The organism is Ruegeria sp. HKCCA6837 (genome assembly GCF_013034475.1).
GTDB lineage: Bacteria > Pseudomonadota > Alphaproteobacteria > Rhodobacterales > Rhodobacteraceae > Ruegeria.
The window spans coordinates 191,210-214,150 of sequence record NZ_WQGD01000001.1 but is presented as its reverse complement, the minus strand read 5'-3'; the positions used below and the strand labels follow the sequence as shown (position 1 = coordinate 214,150).

Genomic DNA, 22,941 nt, shown 5'->3' with positions numbered 1-22,941 from the left:
AGCGCCACGTTTTGCGGGGAGACAGGCGGCGCTTAGGAATATGCGTGAGTGGTGTCCCCGATTGTCCTCAGCCTGTCATGACATTGTTGCCGAAATGCATGAACTCTTGGTTCATTCCGGCAACGTCACCGGCCTCTAGCTGCAAGCTGGCGCTTTCGAGCATTTTGTAGCTTTGCTGCCCCTTCACCCAATCGTCAGCCGATTGCAACGTGGTCAGTGTGTAGGATGTGACTTCGTTCAGGTAATGGGTGGGAATGATAACCTTGGGCTTAAGTTTAGAAACGATATCATTGCCTTGCTCAAAGCTGAGAATATGTTCCGATCCGTCCACCGGCAATGTCAGAACATCCACCTGTCCAATGGCATCCCAGAACTCCTGCGGCGGGTTGTGACGATTGTCGCCCCAGATCAGCGTGCGAATTCCACCGGTTTCCACCAGATAGACCACCATATCCATGTGACCCACATTGTTCGGCGGACAGGCTTCTGCCCCGAACTCGGCCAGCGCATTGGTCCAATCATACCACCCGGGTGCAACGCAGGCGTGCTTGTCTGCAAAACCAGTGATCTTGAGATCGGCGAACTCAAATTTGCCAACCATCCGGTCCAGCACCATGGTCGAGCTTGGCCGTTCGATGGCGTCATGGTCAAAATGCGCGTGGGTCGACAACGTGATATCCACCGGGATCTGAGGAAACTCGTTGCGGAACCACAAACCCCACGCCCCTGATGGATCATCGCGCCACGGGTCAAACAGAACGGTCGCCCCGTTGGGTGACGTGATTTTGATAGCGCAATGACCATAATAATCGATCCCTACCGTTCCGGTGCTGGCCTGCCCGGTCGATCCCTGCAGATCGATGACGTGGTTATTGTTTCCCGGTTGCAACCAGGCTTGAGACTGCGCCTCAGCCGGTTTTGCGCCCAGTACTGAAGCCGTCGCACCAACGCCGGCAGCCCCTGCGGCCATAAAAAATGATCGACGTGAAAGCCCAGGTGCCAGGTGATCCTTGTCCCCGTTCAGGATGGTCGGTTTCAGATCTTTGCGATCCATTTAATGTACCTCTCTGTTGGACGTGTGCGATTTGCCCGCACCCCATCACAGAGGGTAACAAGCCAAAGCATGTTGGCTCAGACCGGAAAATTAGGGGTGGAATATGGGGGCAATCCCCATATTCCACCATCACGAAATTGAGAGAAGATGGCTGCGCAGGTTCTGGTCGCGCCCATCAAGGCCTAATTTGCGGCGGATGTTGTTGCGGTGAAAGTCGATTGTCGAAGTCTCGCGCGACAGCGCCTTTGCGATGTCCTTGGTAGTCTTTCCAAACATCACCATCTGGGCAATTTCCATCTCGGTCGGGGTCATCGCCGCAAACGCATCTGTCAATTTGTCGGACAGCGACGACGTGATCTCGTTCAGGTTATTCTCAACCAGGTCGAGGTAAACACTCTGCGCCTCATCACCTGCCAACTGCGCTCGAACCTTATCCAGATAGGGCAGCACCCGGCTACGCACCTGTTCGACAATCTCCATGTCACGGCTCTTTCGATCATCCTCCAGACTGGACAGCAATACGCGCAACGCCGTGTTGGCTTCCTGTAATTCACGCGTGCGATCCGAGACCCGCGTTTCAAGCTGAGCAAGTGTTTCATTCAGTTTCTCTTCCAACGCGCGGCGCAGATAAACCTCTTGCAACAAGGCCAAATCCGACTCGACCATGCGCGCAAACTGCGTCAGCCCTTCGCGGAACAGCAATGCCCGGCGGTTTTGTTTGCGATCTAGAACGCAGATTGTTCCGAACACGGATCCATCGGGCCATTTCAGCGGCAGACCGATGTAAAACGTCATGCCGTGCTCCAGATCGTCATTGTCCGACCAGACCGGGTCACAGGTGGCATCCTCGACCACCAGCTCTCCGTCCCGCTGCAGAACGCCCTGACAATAGAGTTTGGGATTCAACTGGAAGGTCAATCCGACCGGATAGGGGTTTTCGGGATGATCTGAGGTGATAAGAACCGCATGGTCAGGCGCATCGGTTTTCATGATCAGGCTCGCGGGCACATCTGCCAACTCGGCGACCAGATCAACCAGTTGCTGCCAGTTGGCCAGTGTTTCTTTGGGAATTTGCGGGTGGTCAACAGGCATGAGGGGCCTCACCAGTTACTGGGCGGTACCCTCTCAGGTTAGTTGGACGAGCCGCACGGAATCAAGAATTGGACGCTCTGCGTCGCAGCATCCGGGCTTACCCGCCCCAGATGACCTTCACATAGTTCTGCGTTTCTTTATACGGCGGAATACCACCATGTTTTTCAACCGCTTTGGGACCCGCATTATAAGCAGCCAAAGCCAGTGGCCAGGATTTGAACTTGCGATACTGCCAGGACAGATATCTGGCCCCGCCTTCCAGGTTTTGTTTGGGATCGAGCGGATTTACACCCAAAAGCTCGGCGGTCTGAGGCATCAGCTGCGCCAGTCCCAGCGCGCCTTTGTGAGATTTCGCCTGCGGATTCCATCCGCTTTCCTGTTGTACAAGGCGCAGGAACAAGTCCTCGGGGATGTTGTGAAGCCTCGCAGCTTGCTTCGCCAGGTCCAGATACTGACCCCGGTACTTTCCGGTATAGCGTTTGCTGACCTGCGCGCGGGACGTTTTGGGTTTGAGACGCTCAGAATCCCGATACTGAGTGGCCGCGCGTGAATCCAAAACTTTGGATTGCTTCAGAAAAATATCCTTACGGCTTTTGGTGGACAGCGTTTGCGCCTGCACGGGCGCAACAGCCAGCACAAGGCAGACAACAGTAAACCCAGCAACCCAAGAACGCATCAATGCCAATCCTGCTCGATCAGAAACCAGTCGGAGTATAGGTATTCCCGACAAAAATGAAAGCTTGGTAAACATCAAAGTAAGACTCTTGTTGAACACTGTTGTATCAACTGTGTTTCAACCACGATGCAGGCCGTATAGGGTCTCACGAAACAAGCCGCGCCGGATTCGGTGCATATACGCGAAACAGAACGAGGAATTACATGGCGGGTTCAGTCAACAAGGTCATTCTGGTAGGTAATCTTGGCCGCGACCCCGAGGTTCGGTCGTTTCAGAACGGCGGCAAAGTGTGCAATCTGCGCATTGCCACCTCGGAAAACTGGAAAGACCGCAACACAGGCGAGCGTCGCGAACGTACAGAATGGCATTCGGTTGCCATCTTCTCAGAGCCTTTGGCCCGCATTGCCGAGCAATATTTGCGCAAGGGCAGCAAGGTCTACATCGAAGGTCAGCTGGAAACCCGCAAGTGGCAGGATCAATCCGGTCAGGATCGTTATTCCACCGAAGTTGTCCTGCGCCCCTATCGAGGTGAACTGACCCTTCTGGACAGCCGTGGCGAAGGTGGCGGCGGAAGTGGCGGTGGTTATAGCGGCGGCCAAGCTGGTGGCGGTTACGGCGACCCTTACGGTGGCCCGTCCAGCTCACCAGCGCCTGCATCAGGTGGAATCGACGACGACGAGATTCCGTTCTAATCGAAACGGAGACACGACATGACATGGTCCTTCTCTCTCGGCCGGTTGCTCGGGTCCGAACTGAGGGTCCATGTCACTTTTCTTTTGCTTTTAGCATGGGTCGGCTTTGCAGCCTATTCCGCGGGCGGTCTGCCCGCCGCCATAGACAACCTTATTTTTGTTCTGGCGCTTTTTGCTTGTGTGGTTGCGCATGAATTTGGCCATGCCCTCATGGCCCGGCGCTATGGTATCAAAACCCCTGACATAACTCTGCTGCCAATCGGTGGACTGGCTCGGCTGGAACGCATGCCGGAAAAACCCATGCAAGAGGTCTATGTGGCGCTTGCGGGCCCTGCTGTGAATATTGTCATCTGGATCGTACTTGTTGCCCTTGGCGCAGGGACGCCATTTGAAACTTTTGCGCAGATCGACTCGCCCGGTACCGGGTTGTTGGACAGGTTGGCCTATATCAACCTGCTGTTGGCCGCTTTCAATATGATCCCCGCCTTTCCCATGGACGGAGGGCGGGTGTTCAGGGCCCTGTTGTGCTTGCGCATGGACAGGGTCAAGGCAACGCGTTTGGCCGCAATAGGTGGCCAGATCGTCGCCATCGGCCTTGGCTTTCTTGGTCTTAGCACCGCAAACCCCATCCTTGTCCTGATTGCGGTGTTCGTTTTCATCGCAGCCAACGCAGAAAGCCAGGATGTTGCATTGCGGTCCGCCGCCCGCCGCGTCTTGGCCCGGGATGCGATGATCACCGAGTTTCACGCCTTATCCCCCAGCGACACGCTCAGCACGGCGGCGCAAGCCGTCATTCATACAACACAGCACGAATTTCCTGTCCTGGAGGATGATCGTGGCCTGCTGGGTTTCGTAACCCGGGATCGCCTGTTCGCCGCCCTGGCCAGCGATCAGCCCCGATCAACCTCTGCCCTTTCGGTGATGGATGCCGATATTCCCTCAGTCGCCCTGACCACCGGGCTCGAAGAGGTGCTGGAGCATCTTCACAAAGGCGCTCCGGCCATCGCTGTTGTCACCCATGGCGGGCGCATGGTGGGCTATATCACGCGTGAGAATATCGGTGAACTCATGGTGATTCAGGGCCGCTAGGACCCTGTTTCACACCGTCGCCAAAGCGTCTGACAGGACTGAGAGAACGGCGTCTTTCGGAACATCAGACGTAACAAAAGCCTGACCGAGGCCGCGCGCGAGGATGAAGCGCAACTGCCCATCCACAACCTTCTTGTCCTGCCCCATCAGTTCCACCAGCGCGTCGGCACTGGGAAGGTCTCCAGGAATATCAGCAAGATCGGTTTTCATCCCCATAGCTCGCAGATGCGCCCGCACCCGGCTTGGGTCTTCCTGCGAACACAGGCCAAGACGCGAGGACAGTTCAAATGCAAGCGCACAGCCAATGGCGACGCCTTCGCCATGCAGCAGCCGCTCGGAATAGCCTGTTGCCGCCTCAAGCGCGTGGCAGAACGTATGCCCCAAGTTCAGCAAAGCACGATCACCCTGTTCGGTTTCATCCCGTGCGACGATATCGGCTTTCATCTGCACAGAACGCGTGACAGCCCGCACGCGTGCCGCCATGTCTCCGGCAGACACGCTTGGGCCGTTTTGCTCGAGCCATTCAAAGAATTCCGCGTCACCCAGCAGACCGTATTTCACGACCTCGCCATAGCCCGACAGAAAATCCCTCTGGGTCATGGTCCCCAGAACCGATGTATCCGCCAAAACGAGTGAAGGTTGATGAAACGCCCCAATCAGGTTTTTTCCCTGAGGCGCATTGATCCCGGTTTTGCCCCCAACCGAGCTGTCAACTTGGGCCAACAGAGAGGTAGGGATCTGCACAAACCTCACCCCACGGCGCAGGACAGCGGCAGCAAAACCTGCAAGGTCGCCAATGACCCCACCACCCAAAGCCACAACCACATCCCGGCGTTCGACTTTCTCGGCCAGCAGCCATTCAACCGCGCGTTCGAAATGTGGCCAGCTTTTTGTGGCCTCGCCCGCAGGCAAGGCCAAGGCAGTCATCTCGACACCGGCGGCGTTGAGCCCCGCACGCAGGGCGTCCAAGTGCAACTCAGCCACGTTCTCATCAGTCAGGACGGCCACTTTGGGGCGCGGCAATAGTGGGGAAATCCACTCTCCTGCCCGCGCCAGAAGATCCGGGCCGATCTCGACATCATACGAACGGTCGCCCAGATCCACATGTACTGTTTGATGCATTACTTCTGTTCCAAAACATCGGGGCGCGCCAGCAACGCTGAAACAACCCTGTCCACCATATTCTCGATCGAGGTTTCGCCATCGGACTCGACCGTCAAATCCGCCTCTGCGTAAACCGGCACACGCGCCTCGTAGAGGGCCTTTAACGTCGCATACGGATCTGCGGTTCGAAGCAACGGGCGCGTGTCCTTGTGGCGCACCCGATTCCACAACACGTTCAGGTCAGCCCGCAGCCATACCGAGGCGCCCTGCTGGCTGATCGTTCGCCGGTTTCCCGGTTGCAGAAATGCCCCGCCGCCAGTGGACAGGACACCCTTCTTCTCTTCCAGCAAGCGGCCGATAACCTGCGCTTCCTTTGCCCGAAAAAACGGTTCTCCGTCCCGTTCGAAAATTTCCGGGATGGTCATGTTGGCCGCTGATTCGATCTCGGCGTCGCTGTCCAGAAACGGAACGCCCAAGCGCGCCGCCAAAGCGCGGCCCACAGCAGTCTTGCCTGCCCCCATCATCCCGACCAAAACCACGGTTTTGTGCAGATCAAACCTGCCCTGTGCGTCTGCGATGTGCGTGTTATGCTTAATTTCGCTCATTTCTCTGTGAATGACGTGATCTTAGGAAAAATGCCAGTTATAACTTGGCCAAAATCAAAAATTGAGGCAGCGTGGGGCCATGGGCCGTCTGATCAAATTCGTGATATATGTTCTTTGCCTGGGTTTCATTGGGCTGGTGGCTTATGCCTATGTCGGTCCTTTCTTTGGCGCGGATTTCTCAGCACCCCAAAGTGAAATCCGCGAACCGGTCGTGCTGGATGTCGACTAAACAGGCGCTTTTTGCCGTCTTTCTGGCAGGATCGGCACAGGCGCAGGACCCTTTGTCAGCCATCGATTGGTTGTCGAATCCGCCCGAAAACCTTCCCGGAACCGTTCTGCTAGAGCCCCCGGTCGCCCAAAACGGCGCATTACCGGACATCGAGGTGACGTCGCTTGAGGCTCTGTCGCGGCCGTTGGGTCTTGTTTCGTCCACCGTTACGGGACTGCCGATCGACCTTTGGAAAGGCAGTGAACCCGCTCGCCTGGCTGAATTGATCTCCAAAATACCTGTTCGTGACAACCCTGCCATGCAGCGCTTGCTGTTCACGTTGCTCTTGTCAGAATCCCGCGCCCCGTCCGGACCTGATGCGCAAGAAGTGCTGCTTTTGGCCCGCCTGGATCGGCTGATGCAGTTGGGCGCAGCAGATCCTGTACAATCCCTTGTGCAATTGGCAGGACCGACGGATACCCAAGAGCGGTTTCAACGCTGGTTTGACGCAACTCTGCTGACCGGGGACGAAGATCGCAGCTGCACCGCCCTGATTGCCCAACCTCATCTGTCGCAGAACTATGCGGCGCAGATTTTCTGCAAAGCACGTCGCGGGGATTGGGCGTCTGCGGCGCTGACACTCGAGGCCGCGCACGCACTGGAACTTCTGCCGCCCGAAGACCTTGCTGTTCTTGATCGGTTTCTAAGCCCCGAGCTTTATGAGGGCGCAGCCTATTTGCCGCAGCCCGAAGACCCGGACCCGCTGAGTTTCCGGCTGTTCGAAGCCATCGGGGAACGCCTGCCATCCGCCCCTTTGCCGCGTGCTTTTGCCAATGCAGATCTGCGGGACGTCGCGGGCTGGAAGGCTCAGATCGAAGCCGCAGAACGGTTGACGCGGATCGGTGCTTTGACCCCAAATCAGCTCTTGGGCCTGTATACCGAACGTGATCCCGCTGCTTCTGGCGCAGTCTGGGATCGTGTCGCAGCCATCCAACAATTTGAAAGCGCGCTGAATACGGGCAATGCCGACGCCATCGGAAAGACTCTGCCTACAGCCTGGCAACAGATGCGCAGCGTGGGACTTGAAGTACCCTTTGCCGACCTTTTTGCCGAGCGCTTGTCGCAGGTAACTTTGCTGGTGCCCGCCACCGAAAACCTGCGCTGGCGCATCCTCATGTTGTCCGACATGTATGAACGTGCAGCCCTTGCGACACCGGACAGTTCGACCGACACTTTGTTCCTAGCGGCGCTTGCGCAGGGCGATCCTGGCCGGGCCGTATCGCCTTCACCCAAGGCAGATGCCATCGCACAAGGATTTGAATGGTCGGCACCCGTACCCAGTGATATCGACACACTGCTGTCCAACGGTCAGTTGGGCGAGGCCATTTTGGAAGCAATGCAACTGTTTGCCCATGGCGCGCGCGGTAATCTGGTGGATCTGACCGGAGCAATCGCGACCTTTAGAAAGGTGGGGTTAGAGGATACAGCCCGCCGCGCCGCCCTGACACTATTGATCCTGCAAGAGCAGTGACCATGAACGGTCCGGCATCTAACGAGCTTTGGATCTCAACCTTCCTGCAAGCACAGGCGGCTGAACTTGGCGCGGCGACAAACACGTTGCTGGCTTATGGGCGTGATCTGAAAGATCTTGCCGCTTGGCTGGAGCACAGAGCCACCGGGTTTGAACAGGCCGACCGTGACCAAATCGAAGCCTACCTGATCGACTGCGATGCGCAGGGATTGTCCCGATCAACGCGTGCACGGCGCTTGTCGGCCATCAAGCAACTCTATCGGTTTGCTTTTGAGGAAGGTTGGCGCGACGTGAACCCCGCCATTCAGATCAAAGGTCCGGGGCGGCAGAAACGTCTTCCCAAGACCCTAGATGTGCCCGAAGTGGACCGGCTGCTTGACGCCGCACGGCAAACCGGACGCACCCAGGCGGACCGCTTACGCAACACATGTCTGATGGAATTGCTTTATGCGACCGGCATGCGCGTGACCGAGCTTGTGTCCCTGCCCGTCTCTTCGGCGCGCGGCGATCCGCGTATGCTGCTGGTGCTGGGCAAAGGTGGCAAGGAACGGATGGTGCCCCTGTCCCCACCCGCGCGGGATGCATTGGCCGCTTGGCTGACCTTGCGCGACGACGCCGAAGAGCAGACCGTGGAGAAAGGTGGCCAACGGTCGCGCTTTTTGTTCCCTTCGCGCGGAAAATCGGGCCATCTGACGCGACACAGGTTCTTTCTGCTGGTCAAGGAACTGGCCGTGCACGGTGGTGTTTCACCCGAAAAGGTCACACCGCACACGTTGCGACATGCCTTTGCCACGCATCTTCTGGCCAATGGCGCTGATCTGCGTTCGATCCAGACCCTGTTGGGTCACGCCGACGTCGCAACAACCGAGATTTACACCCATGTTCTGGACGAACGTCTGGCGGAACTGGTGTTGCAGCATCACCCGCTGAGCAAAGACCCCAAGAAAGACGAAGGCTAAGCCCTTGATCCGGCGGGGTGGCATCCCCATAACGGATGCAGAACTCTAACTCTCAAGGACCAATGGAACCCTCACCTTCTCTGATCGACAGCACATTCTGGTTTACCTCTGGTGCTATCCTCCTTTTGCTCGTCTTGTCCGGCTTCTTTTCTGGCTCGGAAACAGCGCTTACGGCCTCTTCTCGCGGAAAACTCAGGGCGCAGGCCGACAAAGGATCACGCGGGGCAAAAAAGGCGCTCGAGATCACCGATGACAACGAGCGTCTGATCGGATCGGTTCTACTGGGCAATAACCTGGTCAACATTCTGGCGGCGTCGCTGGCGACTGCACTTTTCACACGACTGTTTGGTGAAAGCGGCGTGGCCTTGGCGACACTGGTGATGACATTGCTGGTTTTGATCTTTGCCGAAGTGCTGCCGAAGACCTACGCCATCACCAATTCTGAAAAAGCTGCATCTGCGGTTGCACCAATCATCAGCGTGGTTGTGACGGTGTTTTCGCCCATCGTTGCCGCTGTGCGATTGCTGGTGCGCGGTGTCTTGCGCCTGTTTGGGGTGCAGATCGACCCCGACAGCAACATTCTGGCTGTTCGTGAAGAAATTGCCGGCGCCCTGCAACTGGGCCATTCCGAAGGCGTGGTAGAAAAGGAAGACCGCGACCGTATTCTGGGCGCACTGGATTTGGGTGACCGCGCGGTGGAAGAGATCATGTTGCACCGCTCGAACATCGAGATGATTGACGCCGACGCCGCGCCCGAAGCGATCCTTAAGCAATGTCTGGAAAGCCCGCATACGCGCCTTCCTGTCTTCCGTGATGAGCCGGAGAACATTGTGGGTGTTGTGCATGCCAAAGACCTTTTCCGAGCGATGTATGCGCAAGCCGGTGGCAGCGAAGGCGGCACTGACCGTCTGGCCCGCTTTGATATCGGTAAAGTTGCCAATGACCCCTATTTCGTGCCGGAAACCACCACTCTGGACGACCAGATGCGTGAATTCCTGCGGATGCACAGCCATTTTGCACTGGTGGTCGACGAATACGGATCTTTGCGCGGCCTGATCACGCTGGAAGACATTCTGGAAGAGATCGTAGGCGAAATCGCAGATGAGTTCGACATTGATGAAGAAGTGCCTGTCACCCGCACCGAAGACGGGCAGTACCTTGTCGAAGGCGCAATGACCATCCGTGATGCCAACCGGGCGCTGGACTGGTCACTGCCGGATGAAGAGGCCAACACACTTGCTGGGCTGGTCATACACGAAGCACAAATGATCCCCGTCGTGGGTCAGGTGTTTTCGTTCCACGGGTTCCGCTTCGAAGTGACCGATCGCGAAGGCAATCGTATCACCGCTTTGAAAGTCCGCCCGCTGTAAGGCGTCGCGAAAACCGGTGCCCCAAGTCAGGGCACCGGTCGTAGTCTCAACCTCAGGCGAACCAGGTCCGGCTGGCGACATAGCCGTCCATCAGGTCGCCATTCGCGTGCGCGCCCCAGCCGGTCACCTTATCCGAATAGCCATCGATGAACTGGTTGAACATCGGGTTGATCAGACCACCCTCTTCCCAGACGATCCGGGCCATCTGACCATAGAGCTCTTTGCGCTTGGTCTCGTCCAACTCGGAACGCGCCTTCAAGAGCAACGCGTCGAACTGTTCGTTTTTGAAACGCGTATCGTTCCAGTCGGCAGTGGAAAGATAACCAACCGACCACATCTGATCCTGCACCGGGCGACCACCCCAATAGGACGCGCAGAACGGCTTGTTGTTCCACACTTCGGACCAGTACCCATCTGCGGGCTCACGCTGAATCTCCAGCGGGATGCCCGCCTCTTGCGCTGACAGTTGGAACAGTTGCGCGGCGTCAATGGCACCTGCAAAAGCGGCATCCGAGACATGCAGTACGATAGGCGAGCCATCATGGCCCGACGCTTTGTAGTGCTCGGAAGCCTTGGCCAGATCAAAAGCGCGCTGTTCCATCGTATCATCAAACAAAGGATAGGCTTCATTGATCGGTATATCGTTCCCGACCGAGCCGTAACCGCGCAGCACATTCTCGACCATCTGATCACGATTGATCGCGTATTTCAGCGCCAGACGCAGGTCTTTGTTGTCGAACGGAGCGGTGTCGCAATGCATAACAAAGATGTAGTGCCCGCGGCCCGATGTGGCGTTGATGTTGATGCCAGGCGCGCGCCCGAACAGTTTCGCGGTCCGTGGTGGGACGATGTTCATCGCGTGAACCTGACCTGACTGCAAAGCCGCCGAACGAGCGGTGTCATCATTCAGAACCAGAATCTCGTGGCTGTCATAATGGCCGACACTGTCATCCCAGTGGTTGGCGAATTTTTCGAACCCATAGCGTACGCCCGGTTCGTCCGCGACGACCTTGTATGCCCCGGTCGAAATGCCTTCGGCCGGATTGTCCATGCCGCCACCCGGTTGCATGACCAGGTGGTAATCCGACATCAGATACGGCAGGTCCGCATTTGGGGTGGTTAAGGTGACGACCACATAGTCACCGTCGACCCGGATATCCTCGATCCCACGCATGATCCCTAACGCACCGGATTGAGCATCCTCGTTCGAGTGACGCGCCAACGTCCGTTGAACATCCTCTGGCGTCAATGTCTTTCCGTTGTGGAACTCTACTCCCTTGCGGATGCGGAAAGTCCAAACCTTGCCATCCCCGGACGCTTCCCAGCTTTCAGCAATGCTGGGGGCAATGCCGCCATCTACGGTGACAATCGTCAAAGTGTTGCCAAAGGCGCGCAAAGCCTTCGCAGTCACGTGCGACGTCGACAGGGCCGGGTCCAGAGTGTTGGTGCTTTCTCCTCCTTTCATACCCAGAACAAAGTGCCCCCCTTTCTTGGGCGTATCCGCCAGCCCGGATTCAGCCCAAATGGTGCTGGCTACAGCCGCGCTCAGGCCCAGGGCCGCGGATTTCGCCATGAACTCACGGCGGCTCAACGCTTGGGGGTTGAGTTCGAATTTACTCATTTCATTTCCTAACTGAGAGTCTCACGAAGGTGCAGTCGCAGCGCCTTTAGATTGATTCTGTAACGGGCGCGTGACCGACCTTGGGTGCGTTTATCCAGCCTTGCGAATGACTTCCACGACAAGTTTTGTCGCGTTTGGCATTGCGCTCAGTAGCGCCCTGCGCACACTGGCGGAAATCAATCGGAGGTCTTTATGAAACTGCAAACCCGCGTGGTGGTCATTGGCGGCGGTGTCGTCGGTTGTTCAGTCCTGTATCACCTGACCAAGCTGGGCTGGTCGGATGTCATGCTGCTGGAACGCTCCGAGTTAACCAGCGGATCGACCTGGCATGCGGCGGGCGGGTTTCACACCCTCAACGGCGACACCAATATGGCCGCGCTGCAGGGCTATACCATCCGACTGTATAAAGAGCTGGAAGAAATCACAGGCATGTCCTGCGGGTTGCACCACGTCGGCGGCGTGACCCTGGCCGACAATCAGGACCGTTTTGACATGCTGCTGGCCGAGCGCGCCAAGCACCGTTTCATGGGGTTGGAAACAGAAATCGTCGGGCCGGGCGAGATCAAAAAAATCGCCCCGATCACCAATACCGATGGCATCATCGGCGCGCTCTACGACCCTCTCGATGGGCATCTTGACCCCTCGGGCACCACACATGCCTACGCCAAGGCGGCGCGGATGGGTGGGGCCACGATCGAAACCCATTGCATGGTGCGAGAAACCAACCAGCGCCCGGATGGCACATGGGATGTGGTGACCGACAAGGGGACGATTCACACGGAGCATGTGGTCAATGCAGGCGGCCTCTGGGCGCGCGAGGTGGGCGCGATGGCGGGTATCTACTTCCCTCTGCACCCGATGGAACACCAATATCTTGTCACGGACTCGATCCCTCAGATCGAGGCGATCATCGACGCCGGTGGCGAGCATCCCCATGTGATGGACCCGGCGGGCGAAAGCTATCTCCGGCAGGAAGGGCGCGGCCTTTGCATCGGGTTTTACGAGCAACCCTGTAAACCCTGGGCCGTCGATGGAACACCTTGGGAGTTCGGCCATGAACTGCTGCCTGATGACTATGACAAGATCACCGACAGCATCGAATTTGCCTACAAACGTTTCCCAGTTCTCGCCGAAGCTGGTGTGAAGTCTGTAATCCACGGGCCGTTCACCTTCGCACCCGACGGAAACCCTCTGGTCGGGCCGGTTCCCGGAATGCGCAACTACTGGTCGGCTTGTGGCGTGATGGCCGGGTTCAGCCAGGGCGGCGGTGTTGGCCTGACGCTGGCGCAATGGATGATCGAAGGCGAGCCCGAACGCGACGTGTTTGCCATGGACGTGGCCCGGTTCGGCGACTGGATCAGCCCCGGTTATACCCGCCCCAAAGTGATCGAGAACTATCAGAAACGCTTCAGCGTCGCCTACCCAAACGAGGAACTGCCCGCAGCGCGTCCCAACCGCACAACGCCGATGTACGACATCTTCAGTGATCTGGGCGCGGTTTGGGGCCAGCAATACGGGCTCGAGGTCGCCAACTACTTTGCCCAAGGAGAGGAGCCGGGGTTCGAGACCCCATCGTTCCGACGGTCTGACGCGTTCGATGCGACAGGTCGCGAAGTGCGCGCTGTGCGCGAGAACGTGGGTATCAACGAGGTCCACAACTTTGGTAAATACCGGATCACCGGACCATCGGCGCGGGATTGGCTGGACCGGATCATGGCTGGACGTATGCCAAAACCCGGCCGCCTGTCCCTGACACCGATGCTCTCGCCCAAAGGCAAACTGATCGGCGATTTCACCGTGTCGTGTCTGAGCGAAAACGAGTTTCGACTTACGGCCTCATACGGCAGCCAAGCGTTCCACATGCGCTGGTTCTTACAAAATTTGCAGGAATGTATATCCATCGAGAACATCAGCGACCGCTTGAACGGGTTTCAGATCGCAGGCCCCAAGGCAACACAGGTGCTGGCCGCCTGCACGCGTGACGATCTGAGTGATTTCCAGTTCCTCGATGTCCGCCGTATGACAGTTGGCATGACCGATTGTATCGTTCAACGTGTCAGCTATACCGGCGATCTTGGGTACGAGATCTATTGCGATCCAATGGCCCAACGACAACTCTGGTGGGCATTGTGGGAAGCCGGGCAAACACATGGCATGGTTCCCTTTGGGATGCGCGCGATGATGAGCCTGAGGTTGGACAAGTTTTTTGGCTCGTGGATGCGAGAGTTCTCGCCTGATTACACCGCTGCGGAAACCGGGTTGGACCGCTTCATCTCCTTCCGCAAGAACAGCGACTTTATCGGCCGCGCCGCCACCGAGGCAGACCGCGCGGACGGAAGCGCCCGCACATTGGTTGCGTTTGAGGTCGATGCACAAGATGCAGACGTCAACGCCTATGAGCCGATCTGGCTGGACGGTTCGGTGGTTGGCTTCTGCACGTCGGGTGGCTTTTCTCACTTCGCGCAGAAATCCATTGCGATGGGGTTCTTGCCTTCTGAGCGTGTGTCAGACGGGCTTGAGGTCGAAATCGAAATCCTGGGGCAGATGCGTAAGGCCCGGGTGATCTCGACGCCCTTGTTCGATCCGGACGGGGCACGCATGAGGGGATGACACTGCGTTTTACCGGCGGCATGGTGGCTGCATGACTGATGTTCCCATCATACTGCTGGCCGCCGGTCAATCCAGCCGCATGGGCGGCGTGGACAAGTTGATGCAACCAATCGACGACACCCCGCTGCTGAAGCGTTCCGCGCGCACGGCGCGAGCTGTAGGTCCCGTATTAGTCGCCCTGCCCCCAAAACCGCATCCTCGATATGAAGCGCTAAAGGGTTTGGACGTTCTTCCGGTGCCGGTCGCTGAAGCCGCAGAGGGAATGAATGCAAGCTTACGGGCGGCGATGCGACATGTTCCGTCGGGTGCAGAAGCTGTCATGATATTGCTCGCAGATTTGCCTAACCTGACTCAGGTCGATCTGCGCGCGGTTTTACAGGCTCGCGATGCCCACCCGGAAAACCTCATCTGGCGTGGGGCCACTGCAACTGGCAAGCCGGGCCATCCAGTCGTCTTTGACCACTCGCTCTTTGATCAACTCTCGGGCCTACGGGGCGATGAAGGCGCGCAAAAGGTGGTCCAGGCACATGCACAAAAAGTGTACCTGCACCGCCTGCCCGACCGAAATGCGTTGCTGGACTTGGATACACCCCAAGACTGGGACGCTTGGAAAAAAAACCGTGCCCCGGAATAAACTCGGCCCGGTCTGTTAAGACCGGGCCGTTGCCCAAAACAGGACTACCACTTTTCTCAATCCCAAAAGTCCGGCCAGTGCGCCGTCAAAGCACGCTGACTAAATAGCCGCCAAACCTAAACAAGACCCCCTCGTTAACACGCCGCTAAAACTCTCGGTGATCGAGTGAACCAGCAGCGCCCCCTAGCGCTTTTGGCTCCCCCTCACTTGGGCATGTTCATCCTCACTGATCTGATCGTTCAAAACAATGTAAAATTGCAGGGAATGGTTAACTTGGCTCAACTCTGAATGGTTTTTGGGCAACAACGCCATTTACGTCGATCAACCCTAGGGCGATTTCGAATTTATGCACAAGATAACGATTCGAGATTATGCGCAAACTTATTCGCGATTTCACCTCGCACACGTTACATTTTTGGTGTCAAGGCCGACCAGCAGCCTTCAAACACACAACCATTGAGGGAGCAGCTATTTTCCCCATCCTGCTGACCAATCATTGTCAACAAAACAAAAATAATTCAACGGTTTTGAGAGTTTGACGTCGATTTCAGCAACAATCCTCCGATTCGCACGGCTCCGACCCGTCAATTTCGACGAATCCAGTCTGACGTCGACCGTCACAGAACATCGCCTTTGTGGCGAAATTAAGATTTCTTCACGTATCCCTCAGGAAAGACCAATCCTGGTGCTGCATCTCTTGCTTCAACGCGCAGTCGAATCTGCGCGACAAATACAGGAGACAGAAATGAGCATCCGCAAATCATCGCTTTTACTTCCCCGAACCTCCAACTGGATGGGCATCAGCGCCCTGGGGGCCGCGCTGTTGGCGACAACAGCCATTCCGTCCGTGGCGGACGAGGCGCTGGCTGATCTGGTTGAAACCGTTTCCCCTTCGGTGGTGACCATCATCGCGGAACAGGACAATGTACCTAGCGCAGCGCCTGGGCAAAACTTCGACTTTGACGGGCACCCGTTTGGCGAGTTCTTCAAGCGATTTGGTGCGCCCGAAGGCTTCAACGCACCCCAGCGCGGCCCGGCACAGGGCTTGGGCTCGGGCTTTGTGCTGGATGAGGCGGGATATATCGTCACCAATCATCATGTCGTAGACAACGCCTCTACCGTGACCGTTCGGCTGAGTGATGATCGCAGCTATGAAGCCGAGGTGGTCGGCACCGACCCGCTGACCGACATCGCCGTTTTGAAAATCAACCCGGACACCGCGCTTCAGGCCGTTGAACTGGGCGACAGCGATGTCATCCGTGTCGGCGAAGACGTCGTGGCCATCGGCAATCCTTTTGGCCTGAGTTCCACAGTGACCACCGGCATCGTCTCGGCAAAAGGTCGCAACATCTCTGAAGGCCCCTATGCAGAGTTCATTCAAACCGATGCTGCGATCAACAAGGGCAACTCGGGCGGTCCCCTCTTTAATATGGAAGGCGAAGTGATTGGCGTGAATTCAGCCATTTATTCGCCCAGCGGTGGATCCGTTGGCCTGGGCTTTGCGGTGACTTCGAACATCGTCGAGCATATCGCAGCAGACCTGCGTGACGATGGCCAAGTCAGCCGTGGCTGGTTGGGCGTTTCGATCCAAAATGTAAGCCCACAACTTGCTGCCGCTTTGGGTATCGATGCCTCCTCTGGCGCGCTGGTGTCCGATGTTGTTTCCGACAGCCCGGCGGATGGTGTTCTGAAGCAAGGCGATGTGATCCTGACGTTCAACGATGAAGCCGTAGACTCAAGCAGTGACCTCCCCATTCTCGTCGGTACAACCAAAGTTGGCACGGACAGCACTCTGACGGTTTTGCGTGATGGTAAGCAGAAAACGCTGACTCTGACAGTCGGTCAGCATCAGGCGGCGTCTGCCCAACCTGATACACCGGTCGAGGCTGAGGTTGCAGGTACGACACTGGGTGTCACTGTAGCCCCGCTGACTGAAACGGTACGTGCCGAGACGGGCATTCCCGAGACTGTCGACGGTGTTGTCGTCACGGATCTGAAACCCGATAGCCCCGCCGCAAAGGCCGGTCTGCAGCGTGGTGACGTGATCGTCAAACTGGGCAACCAAGAAACGTTCACACCCGATGCTTTGAAGGCGGCGTTGGACAGCGAAAAAACCGATCCGGCCCTGGTGCTGATCAATCGCGGCGGCAGTCAGATCTTCGTCGCAGTCGAACTCGCCTGATCATGAAACCGGGCGCGCCGCTTGATGGGGATTTTCGGCGCGCCTCACCCGGCAGATCAGAATTGTCCACTGCCTGCCGGGCTTGCCGGGTGCGTGCCCAGCACCCGGCAAGATCCCCCAAATTCAATGTGCATCACCTGAAAATTGTGTTTAAATCCCGATAGAAAGGAGCCAGACCATGAGCCGCCGCCTGTTGATCGTGGAAGATGACGCTGACACCAGGGACTTCATCGCCAAAGGGTTCGGCGAAGAAGGCTATGTGGTCGAAACCGCCGCAGATGGGCGCGAAGGGTTGTATCACGCCACAGATGGCGGGTTTGACGCCATTGTACTGGACCGGATGCTGCCGGGCTTGGATGGGCTGTCCTTGATCAAGTCACTGCGGGCAGCCGGTTTGAAAACACCCGTCCTGATGCTGACAGCCATGAGCGCGGTGGATGAACGGGTCAAGGGCCTGCGCTCGGGCGCAGACGATTACCTGGTCAAACCGTTTTCCTTTCAGGAATTGCACGCCCGCATCGAGGCTCTGCTGCGTCGTCCTCAGGAATCCGAAGAAACTCCGACACTCACCTGCAAAGACCTTGAGATGGATCTGTTGACCCGCAAGGTTACCCGCAACGGGCATGAGATCACCCTCACCCCGCGCGAGTTCCAGATCCTCGAATATTTTCTGCGCCGTAAGAACCGTGTGGTGTCGCGCACCATGCTGCTTGAAGGCGTTTGGGATTATCACTTCGATCCAAACACAAATGTTGTCGACGTCCATATCTCAAAGCTGCGGCGGCAGTTGGATGAAGGCGGCGATGCCCCACTGATTGAAACCGTTCGCGGCGCGGGTTACATGATGTCCGATGGATAACCTTCGGCTTTCCCTAAACAATTCCAGAACACGGCTGGTCGCGACCAGCATGTTTCTCAGCACCTTTCTGACTGCGTCAGTACTGGCCGTGGTGTACGTCACCGCGAACCGAAGCATTGAAGCCGAGACACGCTCGGTCGTCTCGGCCGAGTTGACCGGGTTGGCGGATGAATATGAACGGCGAGGTCTGCTTGGGCTGATCACCGCAATCGAACGTCGCCTGCCAAGCGCCTCTGAACGCGACGCGCTTTACCTGTTGACCGACCGGCTTGGGGTCAAGCTGGTGGGCAACCTGAAATCCTGGCCTGTCAATGTTGCAGCAGGCAGTGGTTGGGTCGATCTGGAGCTTCGCCGCGCCGACAATGACCAGCTTGTCCCGGTGTCTGCTGCATCGATCCGCCTGCCCGGCGGAGAGCGTCTTCTGGTTGGGCGCGACGCCGCCACGCGTCAGCAGTTTGACCGCGTCTTGTTCCGATCCGTTGCACTGGCGCTGGGGATTGCCTTTGTGCTGAGCGTGATCACCGGCTGGCTGTTTACACGCCTGGTCTTTGCACGCCTCTCGGACATAGCTAGCACAGCAGAAAACATCGTATCAGGCGATCTATCCAAAAGAATGCCCCTGCGCGGAACCGGCGACGAATTCGACCAGGTCTCGGGCACTTTGAACAACATGCTGGATCGGATTGAGGAATTAATCAGCAACCTGCGCACCACGTCGAATTCCATAGCGCATGACCTGCGGTCTCCGTTGTCACGCCTGCGCCAGCGCGTTGAAGCCCTGTCAGAGCCGGGAAAAACCGATTTGGACCGAGAAGTCGATGTCGCCCGTGCAACAGCAGAAATAGACCACGTGCTGCGCGTGCTGGCACAGCTGACCGAGATTTCGCGCGCCGAAGCCGGGCTTGGGCGCGAACAGTTTGAAACCATCGACTTGCAGCAATTGGTCGGTGATGTTGTTGAACTATACGACCCTGTTGCCGCTGATCAGGGCATAACACTTGAGGTGACTGGCTCAGCCCCCCCAATCGAAGGGCACCGCCCTCTATTGTCACAGGCCCTGTCCAACCTGCTTGAAAACGCGATGCGATATGCGCCTGCGGAGTCGACCATCACGATTTCGCTGGATACCGAAAACGGTTTTGCATGTCTGCGCGTGCGCGACCAAGGCCCGGGCGTCCCACCCGAAGAACTAGACCGCCTGCAACTGCCATTCGTAACGCTTGACCCGGCGCGTACGGAGCGAAACGCCGGACTTGGTCTGGCATTGGTCGCAGCGATTTCGCATATGCATGGCGGTAAGTTTGCAGCCCAAAACTGTAATCCTGGCCTGAAGGCAACGATCTATCTGGCGCAGAATCCCTAATCCGGGATACCTTTTGTCGCCATCGTCTTGTTCTTAAAGCGTTTGTCTTCTGTTACATCCGCCCCGAACCACTCCGGTGGTACAAAAGCCTCGGCATCTTCCTCCGAGTCGAATTCGACCTCAACCAGACGTAACGGCGCCAGATCACCGGAAAAAATATCCAGCTCGAACATGAGCCCATCCGGCAAACGTCCGGTGTACCGCTCTTTCTCGACACGGCGGCCTTCTGTTTCGGGCCAGAAGGTTTCAAACTGTTTCGCCGTGATCTGTGCCTCGCGCTCAACGCGGACCAGACCACCGCCGCCCTTCAGTGTCAGAAAAAACGCATCGTCCTTCTGCCTCAACCGCAACTCGGTCGAGTCGTCAGGCGCGGTCAAGTAACCCTGTCGCACAACGGCTTTCTGCGCGTTGCTCAGGTCCGGCGCGGCTGCCACCAGAAACTTGCGCTCGATTTCTTTGCTCATTGGGTTGAACCCACTCCGTCTTCCAGTTCGTCGAACAGCGCCCGATAGGCCACACAGGCTGCACTGCGCCCGGCATAGGTGCTGACGGGCGCTCGATGCTGACCCATCTTTTCAATATCCGCAGCAAATGGAACCGCCGTTTGCAAAAACCGTTTAGGATATAGCTTGCGCATCGAGGCCATTGTCTCCTGATGCAAAACCTTTCGTTTCTGCACCATCGAAAAGAACGCACGCAACTTCTTCTTGCGCAGCTTGTGTTCGTCGAAAAAGCGCACCAATTGATCAAACGTTCGCTCGGACAGCGTCGTGGGGATGACGGGAACAACGATTTCATCTGCCGCCTTGAAGATGTTTTCAGACAGGGTGGAAAAGTTCGGCGGACAATCCAGAAGGACCACGTCATAATCGCTGCCGGCGGACACCAACGCCTTTTTCAAGCGTGAGCGCTTGTTGCGCATTCGGGACAGGAAAACATCGAAATCGCGGAAGGTTAGATTTGCGGGCAACACGTCCAATCCTTCGAAATCACTGGCCCGGATCGCTTTGGTAAACCGTTCCACGTCCTCGAAAAACCGCGCGTCCGTCAACTTTTTGGACGGCTTCACGCGAAAATAAAAACCCGACGCGCCCTGAGGGTCTAGATCACACAGCAAAACCTGCTTGCCTGCCTGTGCATATGCATGAGCCAGATTCACCGAGGTCGCGGTTTTGCCGACACCGCCCTTGTTGCTGTAGCAGGCAATGATCTTCATTCCTCACTCCTCTTTGTCGTGAAACAAACTGCGGAACAGATTTCGGGTTTCGGGGCTGTCAAAGTGTTGGAAACTGGCGATCACACGGCTGCGTTCGGATTTTTGGCGTTGATCCAGCACGGCAATCAATCCACCAACGGCCAGGCCAACCTGGGCGTCCACACGGCCCTGCGTGTTGCTTTGCTGAGAGACAAAGGCCAGCAAAGCCTCTTGCTGGACGGAATAGTCATTAAACAGACCCAGATTATCCTGAAGCTTTTTCAAAGGCTTGAGGATCAATTTAAACCCCTTTGCGTCAAAGAGAGGTGCAAAGAATTCCATCAGATAGCGCAGTTTCTTACAATCGATGCGCAGGTTATGGACCGTTTCGTCCGGGGTGTCATCGGTGATGCCGCGTGCGATTTTGCATACCTTGCGATAGCGTTTCCAGATCAGTGCGCAGGCATAGTCGTACGCGCCCCTATCCGCGTTTGGCCCGGGTTGCAGCTGGCCGATGCCGTCGAACGTTTCGATCAAATGCTTCATCGAGGTGGCATAGGCTTTGCTGCGCAATCTGCGAGACAAGCGCGACAATTCTTGCCCGCGCTCTGACTGGAATCGGTCGAACATCGCTTGCAAACCAGAATGAAGGTGCTCTGGTATGAGATTGAAATACATGTCTTTTTCCAAAAGATACACATCCAGATCACGCATGCGCCCGGTCGGTGCCATGAGGTCGGAAAACACCCGTTTAAGCTCGACGGTTTGATCTTCGGAAAAGACGCCTTTGAACAGGCTGATCACAGACCGGATCTTACGTAGCGAGACACGGTAATCGTGCAAAAACTCTGTATCAATGTCGGCAACCATACCGCTTTCGTTTTGCCGGGCAACCTTCAGATATGTGTGAATAATATCTGCTGCAACTTCGATGGACGGTTCCGCTTTTCCCAATTGGATATCGGGCTTGGCGCGATAGATCTCCATGCCCGGAAACAACCCGGCATACAGCGCTTCAACATCCTTCGCGCAGTCTGGCAGATTGGCCAAGGCTGCACTGACCTTTTGATATGTCCGTTCGTACCCGCGCAACCTCTGAAGCCGGACAAGCGTGGCCTGCCCCGAGGTTGAAGTCATTGACCAGATCACCCCTCTGACCTGGGTCTTTTGCAATTCATCCAGCACAACAAAGTTTTTTTCTTCTAACTTACCGGCCCCAATCTGCATGAGGGCTCTGAGCTTTGGAAAATCACGCAACGCCGCCTGCACTTCACCGCTCGGCAGATCCTGAATGAACCGCCCCTTGCCTGAGCAGTTCTGGAACAATGGGCGCTGTTCCTTTTGCAGCAATTGCAACGCATCACCGATTTCGATCAGCATCCAACCCTTGGCCCGCAAAGATTGATCATGGCAATCCAGCAATGAAAAAGGTTTGGCCTCGCTGTCCTGTTCAACAACAACAGAGAACCCCGGCAAGGCGGCTTCAACAGCGGACGTGTCCATCACAGAGGGCAGAAAAAACAGGTCTTCAGACGCCCCGGGCATCCTCCTTGCGGTTGATCCACCTCTGGTCTTTTTGTGTTCTGACACTCGACCCTCCGCGATAGCATAGCCTTATGCAATCTCAAGCTTGGAAAAACTTCAAGACATTCCGCTTTGACCATGCGTAATCCCCGGGTGACAGGGGTCAGGGATAAACGTAAAACGAACGAATGAGCGACCCTGTTTCATCGATCCGAAACCTTGGCCCGGCTTTCGAACAAGCCTGCGCCCGTGCGGGTATTCACTCGGCTGAAGAATTGCGTGATCTCGGGCCGGATGAAGCCTATGCCCGCCTGCTCAAAGCAGGCACTAAGGCCCACTTCATCGGTTACTACGTGCTGGTGATGGGCTTGCAGGGCCGTCCGTGGAACGATTGCAAGGGTGAAGAAAAGAAGGCCCTGCGTCAACGCTTTGACGCCATAAAGTCAGGCAACAGTGCCGCGCCGGAAAATAAGATGATCGCCGATCTGGATGCCATTGGCGTGCGCGTTGCACCACAAGATCTAAAGCAAATCTGAACAAAAAAGGCCGCCCCAGTTGGAGCGGCCCAATGAT

The 22,941-nt window shown here is 56.8% G+C and carries 21 protein-coding genes; 12 read left to right on the top strand and 9 right to left on the bottom strand.

Going from position 1 to position 22,941, the window contains the following annotated elements; translation table 11 throughout:
• Window positions 1-67: 67 nt before the first annotated feature.
• From GOV91_RS01015 to GOV91_RS01005, 3 genes are all read right to left on the bottom strand, one after another.
• Window positions 68-1,054, bottom strand: coding sequence for an MBL fold metallo-hydrolase (locus GOV91_RS01015; RefSeq protein WP_171174424.1), 987 nt, complete (start codon window positions 1,052-1,054; stop codon window positions 68-70).
• Between the two features lie 129 nt (window positions 1,055-1,183).
• Window positions 1,184-2,146: a LuxR C-terminal-related transcriptional regulator gene (locus GOV91_RS01010; RefSeq protein ID WP_171234138.1), complete on the bottom strand. Its 963-nt coding sequence runs from the start codon at window positions 2,144-2,146 to the stop codon at window positions 1,184-1,186.
• 97 nt (window positions 2,147-2,243) lie between these two features.
• Window positions 2,244-2,822: a lytic transglycosylase domain-containing protein gene (locus GOV91_RS01005; RefSeq protein WP_171174435.1), complete on the bottom strand. Its 579-nt coding sequence runs from the start codon at window positions 2,820-2,822 to the stop codon at window positions 2,244-2,246.
• A 203-nt stretch (window positions 2,823-3,025) separates the two neighbouring features.
• On the opposite strand from GOV91_RS01005, the gene ssb reads away from it, so the two are divergent.
• Both ssb and GOV91_RS00995 read left to right on the top strand, forming a co-directional pair.
• Window positions 3,026-3,514: a single-stranded DNA-binding protein gene (gene ssb / locus GOV91_RS01000; RefSeq protein WP_171234137.1), complete on the top strand. Its 489-nt coding sequence runs from the start codon at window positions 3,026-3,028 to the stop codon at window positions 3,512-3,514.
• Between the two features lie 18 nt (window positions 3,515-3,532).
• Window positions 3,533-4,603, top strand: a complete 1,071-nt coding sequence (locus GOV91_RS00995) for a site-2 protease family protein (RefSeq protein ID WP_171234136.1) — start codon at window positions 3,533-3,535, stop codon at window positions 4,601-4,603.
• A gap of 9 nt (window positions 4,604-4,612) precedes the next feature.
• Here the strand turns inward: GOV91_RS00995 and aroB are convergent, their stop codons facing one another.
• The gene (gene aroB, locus GOV91_RS00990; RefSeq protein WP_171234135.1) at window positions 4,613-5,725 is read right to left on the bottom strand and encodes a 3-dehydroquinate synthase; all 1,113 of its coding nucleotides are present in this window, start codon (window positions 5,723-5,725) and stop codon (window positions 4,613-4,615) included.
• Window positions 5,725-6,312 carry a shikimate kinase gene (locus tag GOV91_RS00985; protein WP_171234134.1) on the bottom strand — a complete coding sequence of 196 codons (588 nt, stop codon included), beginning with the start codon at window positions 6,310-6,312 and terminating at the stop codon, window positions 5,725-5,727. Before GOV91_RS00985 ends, aroB begins: the two co-directional genes overlap by 1 nt.
• Before the next feature lie 79 nt (window positions 6,313-6,391).
• Here GOV91_RS00985 and GOV91_RS00980 point away from each other — a divergent pair, with 79 nt between their 5' ends.
• The 4 genes from GOV91_RS00980 to GOV91_RS00965 all read left to right on the top strand — a co-directional run bounded on the left by GOV91_RS00980 (window position 6,392) and on the right by GOV91_RS00965 (window position 10,380).
• Window positions 6,392-6,541 carry a hypothetical protein gene (locus GOV91_RS00980; protein WP_171174444.1) on the top strand — a complete coding sequence of 50 codons (150 nt, stop codon included), beginning with the start codon at window positions 6,392-6,394 and terminating at the stop codon, window positions 6,539-6,541.
• On the top strand, window positions 6,531-8,051 hold the full coding sequence (locus GOV91_RS00975) for a hypothetical protein (RefSeq protein WP_171234133.1): 1,521 nt from the start codon (window positions 6,531-6,533) through the stop codon (window positions 8,049-8,051). The genes GOV91_RS00980 and GOV91_RS00975 overlap by 11 nt, the downstream gene beginning before the upstream one ends.
• 2 nt (window positions 8,052-8,053) lie before the next feature.
• Entirely contained in the window at window positions 8,054-9,010 is a 957-nt protein-coding gene (locus GOV91_RS00970) for a site-specific tyrosine recombinase XerD (RefSeq protein ID WP_171234132.1), read from the top strand.
• A 62-nt stretch (window positions 9,011-9,072) separates the two neighbouring features.
• Window positions 9,073-10,380, top strand: coding sequence for an HlyC/CorC family transporter (locus GOV91_RS00965; RefSeq protein ID WP_171234131.1), 1,308 nt, complete (start codon window positions 9,073-9,075; stop codon window positions 10,378-10,380).
• A 52-nt stretch (window positions 10,381-10,432) separates the two neighbouring features.
• Here the strand turns inward: GOV91_RS00965 and GOV91_RS00960 are convergent, their stop codons facing one another.
• Window positions 10,433-12,001 carry an ABC transporter substrate-binding protein gene (locus tag GOV91_RS00960; protein ID WP_171234130.1) on the bottom strand — a complete coding sequence of 523 codons (1,569 nt, stop codon included), beginning with the start codon at window positions 11,999-12,001 and terminating at the stop codon, window positions 10,433-10,435.
• A gap of 192 nt (window positions 12,002-12,193) precedes the next feature.
• Between GOV91_RS00960 and GOV91_RS00955 the strand changes: the two genes are divergently transcribed.
• The 5 genes from GOV91_RS00955 (at window position 12,194) to GOV91_RS00935 (ending at window position 19,649) form a co-directional block, all read left to right on the top strand.
• Window positions 12,194-14,611, top strand: coding sequence for an FAD-dependent oxidoreductase (locus GOV91_RS00955; RefSeq protein ID WP_171234129.1), 2,418 nt, complete (start codon window positions 12,194-12,196; stop codon window positions 14,609-14,611).
• A gap of 31 nt (window positions 14,612-14,642) precedes the next feature.
• Entirely contained in the window at window positions 14,643-15,245 is a 603-nt protein-coding gene (locus tag GOV91_RS00950; RefSeq protein WP_171234128.1) for an NTP transferase domain-containing protein, read from the top strand.
• A 745-nt stretch (window positions 15,246-15,990) separates the two neighbouring features.
• Entirely contained in the window at window positions 15,991-17,427 is a 1,437-nt protein-coding gene (locus GOV91_RS00945; protein ID WP_171234127.1) for a Do family serine endopeptidase, read from the top strand.
• A gap of 178 nt (window positions 17,428-17,605) precedes the next feature.
• Window positions 17,606-18,286, top strand: coding sequence for a response regulator transcription factor (locus GOV91_RS00940; protein ID WP_171234126.1), 681 nt, complete (start codon window positions 17,606-17,608; stop codon window positions 18,284-18,286).
• Window positions 18,279-19,649 carry an ATP-binding protein gene (locus GOV91_RS00935; RefSeq protein ID WP_171234125.1) on the top strand — a complete coding sequence of 457 codons (1,371 nt, stop codon included), beginning with the start codon at window positions 18,279-18,281 and terminating at the stop codon, window positions 19,647-19,649. The genes GOV91_RS00940 and GOV91_RS00935 overlap by 8 nt, the downstream gene beginning before the upstream one ends.
• Here the strand turns inward: GOV91_RS00935 and GOV91_RS00930 are convergent.
• From GOV91_RS00930 to GOV91_RS00920, 3 genes are read right to left on the bottom strand one after another with little or no spacing between them, the layout of a single operon-like run.
• Complete coding sequence (locus GOV91_RS00930) at window positions 19,646-20,113, bottom strand: CYTH domain-containing protein (RefSeq protein WP_171234124.1); 468 nt, start codon at window positions 20,111-20,113, stop codon at window positions 19,646-19,648. The two genes, GOV91_RS00935 and GOV91_RS00930, sit on opposite strands and share 4 nt — an antisense overlap.
• A complete protein-coding gene (locus GOV91_RS00925) occupies window positions 20,110-20,865 on the bottom strand; it encodes a ParA family protein (protein WP_171234123.1) in 756 nt (251 codons plus the stop codon). The genes GOV91_RS00930 and GOV91_RS00925 overlap by 4 nt, the downstream gene beginning before the upstream one ends.
• 3 nt (window positions 20,866-20,868) lie before the next feature.
• Window positions 20,869-22,389, bottom strand: coding sequence for a CHAD domain-containing protein (locus GOV91_RS00920; protein ID WP_171234122.1), 1,521 nt, complete (start codon window positions 22,387-22,389; stop codon window positions 20,869-20,871).
• Between the two features lie 167 nt (window positions 22,390-22,556).
• Here GOV91_RS00920 and GOV91_RS00915 point away from each other — a divergent pair, with 167 nt between their 5' ends.
• On the top strand, window positions 22,557-22,904 hold the full coding sequence (locus GOV91_RS00915; protein WP_171174470.1) for a TfoX/Sxy family protein: 348 nt from the start codon (window positions 22,557-22,559) through the stop codon (window positions 22,902-22,904).
• Window positions 22,905-22,941 lie beyond the last annotated feature (37 nt).

Coding starts and splice junctions, on each gene's coding strand:
- GOV91_RS01015 (WP_171174424.1), bottom strand. CDS start 1,054: ATGGATCGCAAAGATCTGAAACCGACCATCCTGAACGGGGACAAGGAT.
- GOV91_RS01010 (WP_171234138.1), bottom strand. CDS start 2,146: ATGCCTGTTGACCACCCGCAAATTCCCAAAGAAACACTGGCCAACTGG.
- GOV91_RS01005 (WP_171174435.1), bottom strand. CDS start 2,822: ATGCGTTCTTGGGTTGCTGGGTTTACTGTTGTCTGCCTTGTGCTGGCT.
- ssb (WP_171234137.1), top strand. CDS start 3,026: ATGGCGGGTTCAGTCAACAAGGTCATTCTGGTAGGTAATCTTGGCCGC.
- GOV91_RS00995 (WP_171234136.1), top strand. CDS start 3,533: ATGACATGGTCCTTCTCTCTCGGCCGGTTGCTCGGGTCCGAACTGAGG.
- aroB (WP_171234135.1), bottom strand. CDS start 5,725: ATGCATCAAACAGTACATGTGGATCTGGGCGACCGTTCGTATGATGTC.
- GOV91_RS00985 (WP_171234134.1), bottom strand. CDS start 6,312: ATGAGCGAAATTAAGCATAACACGCACATCGCAGACGCACAGGGCAGG.
- GOV91_RS00980 (WP_171174444.1), top strand. CDS start 6,392: ATGGGCCGTCTGATCAAATTCGTGATATATGTTCTTTGCCTGGGTTTC.
- GOV91_RS00975 (WP_171234133.1), top strand. CDS start 6,531: ATGTCGACTAAACAGGCGCTTTTTGCCGTCTTTCTGGCAGGATCGGCA.
- GOV91_RS00970 (WP_171234132.1), top strand. CDS start 8,054: ATGAACGGTCCGGCATCTAACGAGCTTTGGATCTCAACCTTCCTGCAA.
- GOV91_RS00965 (WP_171234131.1), top strand. CDS start 9,073: ATGGAACCCTCACCTTCTCTGATCGACAGCACATTCTGGTTTACCTCT.
- GOV91_RS00960 (WP_171234130.1), bottom strand. CDS start 12,001: ATGAGTAAATTCGAACTCAACCCCCAAGCGTTGAGCCGCCGTGAGTTC.
- GOV91_RS00955 (WP_171234129.1), top strand. CDS start 12,194: ATGAAACTGCAAACCCGCGTGGTGGTCATTGGCGGCGGTGTCGTCGGT.
- GOV91_RS00950 (WP_171234128.1), top strand. CDS start 14,643: ATGACTGATGTTCCCATCATACTGCTGGCCGCCGGTCAATCCAGCCGC.
- GOV91_RS00945 (WP_171234127.1), top strand. CDS start 15,991: ATGAGCATCCGCAAATCATCGCTTTTACTTCCCCGAACCTCCAACTGG.
- GOV91_RS00940 (WP_171234126.1), top strand. CDS start 17,606: ATGAGCCGCCGCCTGTTGATCGTGGAAGATGACGCTGACACCAGGGAC.
- GOV91_RS00935 (WP_171234125.1), top strand. CDS start 18,279: ATGGATAACCTTCGGCTTTCCCTAAACAATTCCAGAACACGGCTGGTC.
- GOV91_RS00930 (WP_171234124.1), bottom strand. CDS start 20,113: ATGAGCAAAGAAATCGAGCGCAAGTTTCTGGTGGCAGCCGCGCCGGAC.
- GOV91_RS00925 (WP_171234123.1), bottom strand. CDS start 20,865: ATGAAGATCATTGCCTGCTACAGCAACAAGGGCGGTGTCGGCAAAACC.
- GOV91_RS00920 (WP_171234122.1), bottom strand. CDS start 22,389: ATGCCCGGGGCGTCTGAAGACCTGTTTTTTCTGCCCTCTGTGATGGAC.
- GOV91_RS00915 (WP_171174470.1), top strand. CDS start 22,557: ATGAGCGACCCTGTTTCATCGATCCGAAACCTTGGCCCGGCTTTCGAA.